General features: G+C 45.9%; 12 protein-coding genes and 1 pseudogene. 12 read left to right on the top strand and 1 reads right to left on the bottom strand.

All coding sequences use genetic code 11. The features are described from left to right. Positions 1-54: 54 nt before the first annotated feature. Positions 55-1,599 carry an FAD-dependent oxidoreductase gene (locus PBN151_RS14530; protein ID WP_072729540.1) on the bottom strand — a complete coding sequence of 515 codons (1,545 nt, stop codon included), beginning with the start codon at positions 1,597-1,599 and terminating at the stop codon, positions 55-57. Positions 1,600-1,848: 249 nt separating this feature from the next. On the opposite strand from PBN151_RS14530, the gene PBN151_RS14525 reads away from it, so the two are divergent. From PBN151_RS14525 to PBN151_RS14475, 12 genes and pseudogenes are all read left to right on the top strand, one after another. After that, on the top strand, positions 1,849-2,256 hold the full coding sequence (locus PBN151_RS14525) for an Rrf2 family transcriptional regulator (protein WP_065291810.1): 408 nt from the start codon (positions 1,849-1,851) through the stop codon (positions 2,254-2,256). Between the two features lie 176 nt (positions 2,257-2,432). After that, positions 2,433-3,026, top strand: coding sequence for a YdeI/OmpD-associated family protein (locus PBN151_RS14520; protein ID WP_072729539.1), 594 nt, complete (start codon positions 2,433-2,435; stop codon positions 3,024-3,026). A 236-nt stretch (positions 3,027-3,262) separates the two neighbouring features. Then, positions 3,263-3,409: pseudogene (locus PBN151_RS31945) on the top strand (DoxX family protein); the annotation flags it as partial. A gap of 84 nt (positions 3,410-3,493) precedes the next feature. Next, positions 3,494-3,823 carry an ArsR/SmtB family transcription factor gene (locus PBN151_RS14515; RefSeq protein WP_021255963.1) on the top strand — a complete coding sequence of 110 codons (330 nt, stop codon included), beginning with the start codon at positions 3,494-3,496 and terminating at the stop codon, positions 3,821-3,823. After that, positions 3,820-4,236, top strand: coding sequence for an SRPBCC family protein (locus PBN151_RS14510; protein WP_072729538.1), 417 nt, complete (start codon positions 3,820-3,822; stop codon positions 4,234-4,236). Before PBN151_RS14515 ends, PBN151_RS14510 begins: the two co-directional genes overlap by 4 nt. 200 nt (positions 4,237-4,436) lie before the next feature. Beyond that, complete coding sequence (locus PBN151_RS14505) at positions 4,437-5,351, top strand: NAD(P)/FAD-dependent oxidoreductase (RefSeq protein WP_072729537.1); 915 nt, start codon at positions 4,437-4,439, stop codon at positions 5,349-5,351. A 53-nt stretch (positions 5,352-5,404) separates the two neighbouring features. Next, a complete protein-coding gene (locus PBN151_RS14500; RefSeq protein WP_072729536.1) occupies positions 5,405-6,016 on the top strand; it encodes a class I SAM-dependent methyltransferase in 612 nt (203 codons plus the stop codon). Between the two features lie 73 nt (positions 6,017-6,089). Beyond that, positions 6,090-6,656, top strand: a complete 567-nt coding sequence (locus PBN151_RS14495; RefSeq protein ID WP_072729535.1) for a TetR/AcrR family transcriptional regulator — start codon at positions 6,090-6,092, stop codon at positions 6,654-6,656. Positions 6,657-6,816: 160 nt separating this feature from the next. Then, positions 6,817-10,008 carry a bifunctional cytochrome P450/NADPH--P450 reductase gene (locus tag PBN151_RS14490; RefSeq protein WP_072729534.1) on the top strand — a complete coding sequence of 1,064 codons (3,192 nt, stop codon included), beginning with the start codon at positions 6,817-6,819 and terminating at the stop codon, positions 10,006-10,008. 186 nt (positions 10,009-10,194) lie between these two features. After that, on the top strand, positions 10,195-10,695 hold the full coding sequence (locus PBN151_RS14485; RefSeq protein ID WP_072729533.1) for a hypothetical protein: 501 nt from the start codon (positions 10,195-10,197) through the stop codon (positions 10,693-10,695). A 49-nt stretch (positions 10,696-10,744) separates the two neighbouring features. Continuing rightward, positions 10,745-11,170, top strand: coding sequence for a hypothetical protein (locus PBN151_RS14480; RefSeq protein WP_072729532.1), 426 nt, complete (start codon positions 10,745-10,747; stop codon positions 11,168-11,170). A 66-nt stretch (positions 11,171-11,236) separates the two neighbouring features. Beyond that, complete coding sequence (locus tag PBN151_RS14475; RefSeq protein WP_072729531.1) at positions 11,237-11,770, top strand: hypothetical protein; 534 nt, start codon at positions 11,237-11,239, stop codon at positions 11,768-11,770. Positions 11,771-11,823: the final 53 nt, after the last annotated feature.

The following is an 11,823-nucleotide window of genomic DNA, read 5'->3' as shown; positions in this document are numbered from 1 at the left end:
CGTGCATAACAAGTATTATATAAATTCATGACAGGAGTCCTGAATCATCAAGATTCAGGATTCCTGTATTTTGGTCAATGGTTTGGCTGCCGGGCCCTCTAATACATCGCCTTCATAGGAGAACCTTGACCCATGGCAAGGACAATCCCAGCTTCGTTCGCCGTGATTCCATTCCAGCTCACAACCCATGTGTGTACAAGTGGTATCAACGATATGAAGCATGCCCTGATCATCTCGATAAGCTCCAGCTCTTCTACCGTCAATCGATACAACAGCGCCTTCATCATTCGTTAGATTCTCAGGTTTGTTGTGAACACGCTCCAATTTGCCGCTAATGAGATGCTTGGCTACATCCGCGTTCTGAGCGAAAAATGTTTTCACATCAGGATCGACATGAAAGCGAGACGGTGTATATAGTTCCTGATAGGCATTCTCTCTCCCCAAAATCATATCCCTCAACAGGAGCGCAGCAGCCGTGCCATTGGTCATGCCCCATTTCCGGTATCCGGTTGCAATGTAAACATTCGGTACAGAAGAAGATATTTGTCCGATATACGGCATTTTATCCAAAGTAACTAAATCCTGAGCCGACCATCGATACGATATTTCTGCTGCTCCAAATACATCATTCGCGTATGCTTGCAGTGCTTCATAGTGCTTAATGGTGCAAATGCCTTGTCCGGTCTTATGACCTTCGCCGCCAATGAGTAACAAGCTTTCACCGGAATCCAATGCCGCTGTACGGATCGAGCGTTTTGGGTTCTCTGCGCTAATATACATGCCTGACAATTGAACATTCTTATTGGGGATGCCCACAACATAGGAGCGTTCAGCATGCATTCTTGCAAAATAAAATCCCATCCCGTCATAACAAGGAAAGTGGGAGCATGAAACGGCATGCTTGCAGGTTAACTTGAAGCCATCTTGCGTAATTACGGTCGGCAGCGTACCCTTATCGATGGTTTCTACAGTGGTATGTTCATAGATCTGCCCGCCTAATTCCACAAACAGCTGAACTAACTTGTCCAAATACTTAACCGGGTGAAATTGGGCTTGATTCCGCATGACGAGGGCCGCCTTGATCGGCACAGGCAGATCGATTTGAGTGACCATTTCACCGTCAATCCCCAGCTTCTCATAGGCAGCGAGTTCCGTTTGAAGCTTCGGCAGGTACTCATCCGAATTTGTATAGATATAAGCGTCCTGTTCCTCATAATCGCATGGAATCTTATGTTCCTGAACCATATGCTTAATAAATTGCTTTGCCTCGATATTCGCTTGATAGTACAGCTTTGCCTGTTCTTGACCGAAATGGTGAATGAACTCGTCGTAAATAAGGTCATGCTGCGCTGTTATTTTGGCCGTCGTATGACCAGTCGTGCCATTCAGCAGCTGACCTGCCTCAACAAGCACGACGCGGAGTCCTTCCCGTGCCAAGAGGTAGGCCGTTGTTATGCCGGAAATTCCGCCTCCAACTACTACAACATCTGCTTCCGTATGTTTAGCAAGTTTCGGGAAGGAGGGAATCGTTACGGAGTCCCGCCAATAGGATTCAGGAAATTGGGGGAGATCTTGAATGGACGAGGAATCATTGAGCATAGTAGCGAACCTCCTATATTGATTGTCTTTGTCTATTCATTTCCTTGGGAATCCGTGTTTAATCAGTATCTGATTGAAATCGTACATACAGAGTAGGGAATACAGACATCGATCGGTACATGCCGAATAAATAAAATAGCAGTGCTTCGAGACATAGTCCGTACGTTCAATGCCTTGCAGCCCAATTGACAGGGTCGCCATTCACGGATATTATCGATATCATAAATCTATGATTAAGAAGGGTTGTCCATGAAATTTACAAAAGCAACGAATTATGCGCTCCATACTATGCTCATGCTGATTGAGGCATCTACCGTTAAGCCAGTTGGCGTACAACAGTTGGCAGAATCCCAGGGCGTGTCCCCAACGTACTTGTCCAAAATATTAACGAGACTTGTGAAGGCCGGCATGATTGAATCGATCTCGGGAGCAAATGGGGGATATCGCCTGACTCGTCATCGAGATGATATTACATTTCTGGATATTATCCATGCTATCGAAGGCTCGACCTCGTTATTCGAATGTAATTTCGTCCACGGCGAAGAATGTCTGATTCAAGCGGTGATGAAGGAAGCGGAAGAGAAGATGGAGAATCATCTGAAGAATAAGAAATTAATCGATATCGCTCAACAACTCCATAAGAAATCGCATTCGTAATCTACTGAAATGGAGATCATTTCGTCTAGTACCTAATGTTGTTTTTAATATGTGTATCTCGAAATGTCGAATGTTCCAAACTACAAATAAATAGGAAGTGTTGATGCAGGGGGACAGAATAAATCTCTAGGGTTTGAACTGTTCGCTGAACGAAAAGTGAAGAGGGGTATGTTCTGATGTCAAATCGTCAATTGAATCCGAAGGTCGATGAATTTATACGGAAAGCGAAAACGTGGAAAGAAGAATACGAGCAGCTGAGACATATCGTTCTTGACTGTGAGCTGACCGAAGATTATAAGTGGATGCACCCATGCTACACCTATGAGAACAAAAACATCGTTTTAATACATGGGTTTAAAGAGTACTGTGCACTTCTGTTTCATAAAGGGGCCCTGTTAAAAGATCCAAGCGGAATTCTCATCCAACAGACGGAGAATGTACAAGCAGCCCGTCAGATTCGGTTCACCAATGTTCAAGAAATCGTTGAGATGGAAGATATCTTGAAGGCCTATATTAAGGTGGCCATTGAAGTTGAAAAAGCGGGGTTGGAAGTGAACTTTAAGCAAACGGCAGAGTACACAGTTCCCGAAGAATTTCAAGTTAAACTCGATGAAAACCCTGCCTTGAAAGAAGCATTTGAGGCGTTAACGCCAGGGCGTCAACGACAATACCTGTATTATTTCTCAGAACCCAAACAATCCAAAACGCGAACGTCAAGGGTTGAGAAATATACACAGCAAATTCTTGATGGAAAGGGATTAAAAGATTAGATTATTTGACGATAATCGTAGGTGGACAAGAACATACCTTCATGTAGATCCGCGCATTGCGCGGTTTTTTTATTTATATGCATGGCAATACAAACAATAGGGGTTGGATCGGACGCATGAAAATCAATCGTTGACAGGACACCTTTTGGTGTCTTATAATCAAACCGACACCAAAAGGTGTCCATTTTGAAGACAGTCATAGCGAAATTTGCAAACCTGATTATGTTTCACCTGAAATATTCTTTGTCATGACTGGTGCAGCTCTCTCTCATGCGTTTGCTAATGATTATGGTGATTACGGTTTTTATGCGATCCTCCCGCTTTCCTATGCAGCACTGAACATCGCCTCATGGACACTGTGTCCAAATAGCCGTAAACTCTAAGGAGGTGATAGAAGTAGTCATAGCTGATCCCTCATATCACCAACAGATTTCTACTACAGAATGTAAGATATTGGAGAGGTTGTTGTGGGTGAGAATAATCAGTTGCGGGATGTGTTTGACGCGATTGCAGATCCAACTAGGCGGAGACTCATTCGTTTGTTAGCAGAGAAAGAGGAGATACCGCTTCATGAATTAACGGCACAATTTCAAATGGGACGTACAGCGGTATCCAAGCATTTGACAATTCTTAAAGAAGCCGGACTGGTATATGACCGCAAAGTCGGCCGAGAGACACGATTTAGGCTGAATGCCGCACCACTGAGAGAAGTCCAAGACTGGGTGGCTTTCTACAGCAAGTTCTGGGGTTTGAATATGTTGCGCTTGCAACATTTATTAGAGGAGGAAGAAGAATGAGTGTAACATTAACACTGAATTTTCAATACAAGACTACAATTGAGAAGTTGTGGTCCGCATTAACCGATTCCAGCAAGCTTGCCAAGTGGGTGCAGAATATCCACACTGGTGAGGCAATGGAAAATGATTTTAAAGCCGTCGTTGGACATCATTTTCAGTTCCGCACGCAGCCGAACGAATGGTGGAATGGAATTATTGATGGTGAAGTACTGATTGTAGACGAACCCAACAAGCTGTCCTATACATGGGAAAGCGGGGAGAAACACACGATCACGTGGACACTGCAAGACTTAGGGAACGGAAGCGTTAACCTTCATCTCGAACAAACCGGAATCTCCAATGAACAAGCACTCGCAGGCGCTAAGTATGGCTGGACGAAGTGGTGCAGTGAGCTTGAGAAGGTATTCGCTTAGTAATAAAGAAGTACACAATAATGCAGCAATCAGCATGATGGGCACAGTTATCAATTATTAAGAAGAACTCTCCAAGTCAGGAGGGTTCTTTCTGTATTTTTACGTAACGCGAGTAATAACTGCTTCATAAATAGGAGAAGAATATGTTATCATAGATATTATCAGTCTGTAATATCCTATTTAATAAGGAGATGAGTATCATGATTTACGATTGCGTCATCATTGGGGGAGGACCCGCAGGACTGAATGCTGCTCTCGTCCTAGGAAGAGCAAGAAGAAGCATCGTCTTGTTCGACCACAATCGCCCTAGAAATGCGGTGACACATGCATCCCACGGTTTTATTACGAGGGACGGGGTTACAATTCCAGAATTCCGGCGCATCGCGCACGAAGAACTGGGTCGCTATCCATCCATCCGTCTGATGCATGTTGAAGTTACGACAGTTGCCAAAGTGGATGGTGTCTTTAACGTACACGACACAATGGGGCAGTGCATTCAAGCGAAGAAATTGATACTTGCGACAGGGGTCAAGGAAATATTCCCGCAAATAGAAGGATTCACTCCGCTATACGGAAAAAGCTTGTTCAACTGCGTATACTGCGATGGCTGGGAATTGCGTGATCAACCACTTGTGGTCGTGTCTGAACATGCTGCTGGATTTCACACCGCCAAGTTGCTCTATCAATGGAGCAATGATTTGGTTCTTTGTACGAACGGATACTCAACCCTTACACACGAGCAGAAGATGCAGCTTCAATCCAAAGGGGTGAAGGTCATGGAACAACCGATAGCCGCTTTTATCGGACATAATGGCAAGCTCCAACAAGTTCGATTCGCAGATAGAACAGAGCTTGCGAGATCAGGGGGCTTCGTCACTCCCAAGTTTGAACAAAGTGCACCATTTGCTGCACAGTTGGGCTGTGAATTGACCGCGACTGGAGGGATTCAAACAGATGATTCAGGGCGCACCACGATAACGGGTGTCTACGCAGCAGGGGATGCGGCTTCCTTTTCTCCCTCCCAAGTTGTATTCGCTGCAGCAGACGGCAGTCGAATTGCTATGCATATCAATAGAGTATTGACTGAGGAGGAGTTCGAACAAGTGGAAAACTAGATGGCACGAAATCACTTTGGTAGTCACTCAAATCTTTATTGGAGGGGTTACACATGAACATTCCATGGAATGAGCGTTACGGTTCAGCAGAATATTACTATGGAGAAGAGCCGAATGCATTTATCCGAGAACAAGCTCATCATCTTGACAATTGCCGAAATATCGTTGCTTTTGCGGAGGGAGAAGGCAGAAATGCCGTCTATTTAGCTCGTGCTGGACATCAAGTGACAGCGATTGACTACTCCGAGAACGGTCTCATCAAAACGGAAAAGCTGGCTCACAAGTACAATGTTCGAGTGCATACCAAGCAGGCAAATCTCCTTACGGATCATATCGCTCAACAAGAATACGATGCTGCAATTATGGTTTTCGGCCACTTTCACCAACGTGACCAAGGCTTAATCGTGAATAATCTGAAGCAGGCCGTGAAGCCAGGGGGCATTATTATGCTTGAAGTATATTCGAAGATGCAGCTTCGTTATGGAACAGGCGGCCCTCCGGATATAGAGATGCTATACGACCCCGCTGAGCTGCTAGCTTGGTGCAAGGAGCTTGAGGTTCTGCACTTCTATTATGGGGAACAGAACCGAGTGGAAGGAAAGGGCCATACTGGATTAGCTCATGTGATTCAAGTGATTGCAAGACATCATTCCGCCACAATTTGATCTTGAACCATCCTTTTTGGTGGAATATTATGTAAGGGAATGAACGTTCATTCCGAAAAAAGGGTGATAGCTAGTGACCACGAACAAAAGAGACGATATTTTACTCGCAGCATTGCATTTATTTACTGACCGCGGTTTCGACGCGACTACCGTACCGATGATCGCTGAAAGAGCCAAGGTTGGCGCAGGTACCATCTATCGTTACTTTGAGAGCAAGGAGGAGCTGCTGAATTCTTTGTTTCAAGAATGCACCGAGCAGTTCTTCCGCGCCGTCAAACAAGGCTTTCCTGAATCTGCAACCGTCCGCGAACAATTTCATCACATTTTTGTTCAGACCATCCATTTCGCGAAAGAGAACAGGGAAGCCTTCTCGTTCATTGACTCTCACTTGAATCCTCGATTATTGGACGAGAAAAGCCTCAAAACATTTGAAATAGGCATGGATTTTATTCGCCACTTCTTATTCAACGGCCAGCAGCAGAACGTTATCTCTCCATTGCCGCCAAATGCGTTAATCTCTATTTTCTACGGGGCGCTTGTCAAATTGTTCGAAACAATCCGGGCAGAAGTGCTCGAAGAAACGCACGAACTCCTCGTAGGAGTGGAGGAATGCTGCTGGAATGCAATCAGAGTTCATTAACTCGATTGTGTTCCCTTCTGCAACACGGAATGAATATTCATTCCTACCTGTCTACTGTCTACTGTCGACTTCAATCGTTCCTTGCTGCAATGTAACACTGACATCCATGAGCTACCTCTTGCGAACGAACCTGTATTCCATTTAGAGGAGGCAAAATCATATGTCTATTACGATTCCACAACCCAAAACCTACGGCCCTCTCGGCAACATTCCTCAACTGAATCCGAATACACCCATCTTATCTTTCATGAATCTTGCTAATGAATACGGTGAAATCTACCGCATGAAGCTGCCGTTTGGAACGCTTCATGTCGTCTCTGGGTACGAGTTGGCCAAGGAATTTAGCGACACTGATCGCTTCGGCAAAATCGTAGATAAAACCGTATTAAACAATGTGCGATCCTTTGCAGGGGATGGATTATTTACTTCTGAGACGGAGGAGCCGAACTGGAAGAAGGCCCATAATATTTTGCTCCCGAGCTTCAGCCGCACAGCAATGCGGGGCTATTTTGACAAGATGCTGGATCTCGCCATGCAGTTAATCCAGAAGTGGTCGCGGCTAAATCCTGATGACTATGTTGAAGTGCCGGAGGATATGACAAGACTGGCGATGGATACGATCGGGCTATGCGGCTTCAATTACCGCTTTAACAGCTTCTACCGTGATCAACCCCACCCATTTGTAACAAGTATGGTTCGGGCATTGGATGAATCCTTGAATCAAGCGCAGCGGCTTGGCATTCAGGATAAGCTTATGATCAAAACCCGGCGGCAATTCCAGCAGGACATTGATGTCATGTTCTCCTTAGTCGATAAAATGATCGCTGAACGCAAAGCGCACGGACACGAACAGGCAGATGACTTGTTAGCTTACATGCTGCAAGGCAAGGATCCAGACACAGGTGAAGCTCTGGACGACGCCAACATTCGGTATCAAATTATTACGTTCTTAGTAGCCGGACATGAGACAACAAGCGGATTATTGTCCTTCGCCCTGTATTTTCTGCTGAACAATCGCGACAAGCTGCAAAAAGGCTATGAGGAAGTAGATCGTGTATTGAAAGATCCCGTTCCCACCTACACACAGATCAAGGATTTGAAATACATTCGCATGATTCTCGATGAATCGCTGAGATTATGGCCGACAGCACCCGCGTTCAACTTGCATGTGAAGAAAGATACGCTGCTGGCGGATCGATATGAGATGAAGAAGGGAGATCGCCTGCTCCTACTGCTTCCTCAATTGCACCGAGATGCTGCAGTATGGGGATCTGATGCGAACGAATTTCGTCCAGAGCGATTCGAGGATCCAAGCCAAATCCCTCATGATGCTTATAAGCCTTTCGGAATCGGTCAACGCGCTTGTATCGGTCAGCAATTTGCGCTGCAAGAGGCGACATTAATGCTTGGTTTAATCTTGAAACATTTCGAACTCATCGATCACACCAATTATCAATTGAAGCTTATGGAGTCGCTGACCATCAAGCCCGAAGGGTTTACCATGCAAGTCCGTCCGCGACGCACTAAGATCGGAGCTGCAGCCATTCTCATTGAAAATCGTGACCCCTCTAATGAAGGAGCAGCCTTAAGCCGAGAGCCTCAACAACGATCCCTTCACCATACGCCGCTCCTCGTATTATACGGCTCCAATCTTGGCACAGCAGAGGGCATTGCCCGCGAACTGGCAGAGAAAGGACGTGAACTAGGCTTCCTAAGTAAAGTCGCACCCCTTAACGATTATCCAGATGGTCTTCCTAAGGAAGGCATCACCTATATCGTAACAGCATCATATAACGGTCAACCGCCGAGCAATGCACGACGCTTCATGAAGTGGCTGAAGGAAGTGGAGCCAGAAGCGTTGACAGGAGTTCGCTATTGCGTCTTTGGTTGCGGCGATCATAACTGGCCTAGTACCTATCAGAGCATTCCCATATCCATTGACGAACAGCTCGCAGCTAAAGGAGCGAATCGTTTGCTGCCTGTCGGCCATGGCGATGCCAGCGGTGACTTCGAAACCGAAGTGGAGGAGTGGCGCGCTAAGCTGTGGCCAGCAGTTATGCGTTCTTTGGATTTAGAATTTGATGGAATTGAAGGAACAGAGAAATCGACAGCTTCTTCGTTAACTGTAGAGGTTGTAAACATATCGGTTGAATCACCGTTTGCCGAATCATACCAGGTCCATTGTGCAACGGTCATAGACAATCACGAGCTGCAAAGAGGGGGAAACGGGCGTAGTACACGCCATATCGAGATTGAACTGCCTGAAGGAGTGTCTTATCTTGAGGGGGATCATTTAGGTGTGTTCCCTATCAATTCGGATAATCTAGTTGAACGGGTAATAAGCAGATTTGACTTAAATGGAAGCGATCACGTGGTGTTGCGAACAACAGGGAACCGTTCTTCCCATTTGCCGTTACATCGACCTGTGTTGATACATGATCTTCTAAGCCGGAGCGTCGAACTTCAGGAGCCTGCCAGTCGAGCACAAATTCGCGAGCTTGCCGCCTTGACGGTATGTCCCCCGCATCGAATCGAATTAGAAGCACTGCTTGGGGCAGAAGCCTATAGGCGGAACATCCTTGAGAAGCGAATATCAATGTTAGATTTACTTGAGAAATATGAAGCTTGCTCGATGACATTCGAGCGCTTTTTAGAGCTGCTCCCGCCACTAAAAATACGATACTATTCGATATCAAGCTCTCCTCGTGTACAGCCAAATCAGATTAGTCTCACAGTAGGGGTCGTACAGAGTCCAGCTTGGGATGGGCGCCATGAATATCGAGGAGTTGCTTCTAACTATCTTGCCGACAGACAACCAGGCGAATCTATTATGATGTTCATTCAGCCACCGCAGTCCAATTTCCGGCTGCCAGAGGATCCAAGCACACCTATTATTATGGTAGGCCCCGGGGTAGGGATTGCCCCATTCCGTGGATTTCTTCAAGCCCGGCAGGCTATGAAAGAGCAAGGGATTCCGCTCGGCAGCGCGTATCTTTATTTCGGTTGTCGAGATGCGACGGATCATATCTATGAAGAAGAGCTGGAGCAATATCAACAAGAGGGGATTGTTACGGTACACACCGCATTTTCTCGAAACGAAGGTCAACCAAAAACTTATGTCCAGCATCTCATCAAGCAGCGTCAGCACGAAGTGATCGGTCTCCTTGATCATGGGGGACAGTTCTATGTGTGCGGTGACGGAAACGCTATGTCACCAGATGTGGAGGCAACACTTAAGCAAATGTATCAAGAGGCTCATGCAGTTAGTGAGACGAAAGCAAACAGATGGTTGGAGCAGCTCGGGGTCGATGGGAGATATGTGAAGGATGTGTGGGCAGGCAGGAAAGTTTAATTAGCCAGAACAAGTTGTAAACGAGTTGCAGGACAAGGGCGCCCTAGATGGGCGTCCTTTACCATTTAGACAGCTAACTAGGTCATTCGTGTGATTGTGTTGCAAGAACAGGCTTTATATACTTGATTGGAGGTGGAAAGCACGGAAGACTTTCTAGCATCGCTGACTAGTAGGGGTGGAATATCGATGATATATATTGAAGCTGCCGGGGTCGAGGAAGACGAAATGTACTATTTTGAGATTGACGAGAACGGAACAGCTTATCGACAAATAAGCAAACATGGCGATTTGCATAGCGTGGTCTCCACTGCGCCCGATTTTGTGCTGTGCGATCAAGAAGTAATTATTGAGGCGAGCGATCGTATCCTTACGAAGGAACAATTTGAAATCGAGTGGCAGCAAGCAATTGAGCCTAGCCTAGCGGCATGGAAGAAAACGAAGAAGCAGTATCCCCCGGGGCGTCCGGTTCGCGGGGAAATTGCGATGTTTTATCCGCGAGGAGCAATCATCCGAGTGAGCGATAATGCTTATGCCATAACAGATTACAATAAACTAAGAGAACGAACACCGTCACAATATTTATATCCAGGCTACTGTGTAGATGGGATCGTCGCAGACTATGATGAGAACAATTTATGGCTGGTCATGGAGGACTGCAGGATGACGGAGGAAGCGCTTTGTAAGTAGAAGCATCGTATCTATTGAACCTAACTTTTTTCAGAAAGGAGGAGATGAGATGACGAAAGACGAGGCGCTATTTCTTCTCAAATGCCATGCCTTCCAACATGATGACATCGAGCACGAGAAAATGACGAATGGATTTTTAGGCATGCTGAGACCTTTTCGCGGTGAATTAATTGAAGATAATTTCCACGAGCTGATGAAGATCATTGAAGTTCTGGCCGATGAGTTCGCGAAGCCGCAAGTAAACAGAATCTTGATATCGTGCTTCTGGAGCATCTGCCAGCTATCCCGAGCATGGGCTTTATATCCTGACGGTATGCTGCAGAGCAATGGCCTGCTTTCCCAAGAACAGGTTCGAAAAATGGACGAATGGGTGGACATGATCTCGTATGCAGTGATGGTATTATTGGAAAGCGAAGATCAATTGGATGAAGCACTATGGTTATATCGAGAATACTTGAACAATCAAGAGAAATGAGCAAAGCGTGAAGGCGAACCAAGGGTATATCGAGGGAAATACATGCACTTGATTGGAGAGAATAGGATGAATAGCAAGCTTGCCTCATTAGACTGTATTCCATGGCAGCGAATGACAACCGCTTATGGAAGGGGAACGGACATTCCTCAACTGATTGAAGAAGGACAATATCATGAATTGGCTAATTTAATCGAGCATCAGGGGACATTGTGGCAGGTAACGCCATGGGTACTGCTTGTGTTGCTGCAGAAGCTGGCGGATCGAGCTCGCCAACCAGAACAAATTACGGAAAACGAAATGACGCCTTACGCAGCTGTTGCCTCCGCATTAGCCTTTCAAGACATGGAGGCGGGGCAAGCGGTTGACAAGATGGAAAACTTACTAGAAGAAAAGTACTTATGGCCGGAGAGCGAGGAAGAGGATGAGGAACAGTGGGAGGAAGGGGAGCCGCCTGGATATGATCCAATACCGTTCTTTAGTTATTATTACTATAGCTTTGACTTATTGAAGCAGGCAGTGCCTACTTTCACTGCAATCAAGAATGGCAATCGCCAGCTTGCTCCCACTATTGATGAGATTCTTCAGTTATTCGCAAGCTAATTTATACAGAACTTATCACCGTCAATAGAAGAATAGAGAAGGGTAATGCGTAA

The organism is Paenibacillus sp. NAIST15-1 (assembly GCF_001894745.1).
Lineage (GTDB): Bacteria > Bacillota > Bacilli > Paenibacillales > Paenibacillaceae > Paenibacillus_B > Paenibacillus_B suaedae.
This window is presented reverse-complemented; position numbering and strand designations above follow the sequence as displayed.

Excerpts from the sequence above, each read along its gene's own strand:
- PBN151_RS14525 (WP_065291810.1), top strand. The coding sequence starts at position 1,849 with ATGAAATTTACAAAAGCAACGAATTATGCGCTCCATACTATGCTCATG.
- PBN151_RS14475 (WP_072729531.1), top strand. The coding sequence starts at position 11,237 with ATGAATAGCAAGCTTGCCTCATTAGACTGTATTCCATGGCAGCGAATG.
- PBN151_RS14500 (WP_072729536.1), top strand. The coding sequence starts at position 5,405 with ATGAACATTCCATGGAATGAGCGTTACGGTTCAGCAGAATATTACTAT.
- PBN151_RS14480 (WP_072729532.1), top strand. The coding sequence starts at position 10,745 with ATGACGAAAGACGAGGCGCTATTTCTTCTCAAATGCCATGCCTTCCAA.
- PBN151_RS14485 (WP_072729533.1), top strand. The coding sequence starts at position 10,195 with ATGATATATATTGAAGCTGCCGGGGTCGAGGAAGACGAAATGTACTAT.
- PBN151_RS14505 (WP_072729537.1), top strand. The coding sequence starts at position 4,437 with ATGATTTACGATTGCGTCATCATTGGGGGAGGACCCGCAGGACTGAAT.
- PBN151_RS14520 (WP_072729539.1), top strand. The coding sequence starts at position 2,433 with ATGTCAAATCGTCAATTGAATCCGAAGGTCGATGAATTTATACGGAAA.
- PBN151_RS14510 (WP_072729538.1), top strand. The coding sequence starts at position 3,820 with ATGAGTGTAACATTAACACTGAATTTTCAATACAAGACTACAATTGAG.
- PBN151_RS14530 (WP_072729540.1), bottom strand. The coding sequence starts at position 1,599 with ATGCTCAATGATTCCTCGTCCATTCAAGATCTCCCCCAATTTCCTGAA.
- PBN151_RS14490 (WP_072729534.1), top strand. The coding sequence starts at position 6,817 with ATGTCTATTACGATTCCACAACCCAAAACCTACGGCCCTCTCGGCAAC.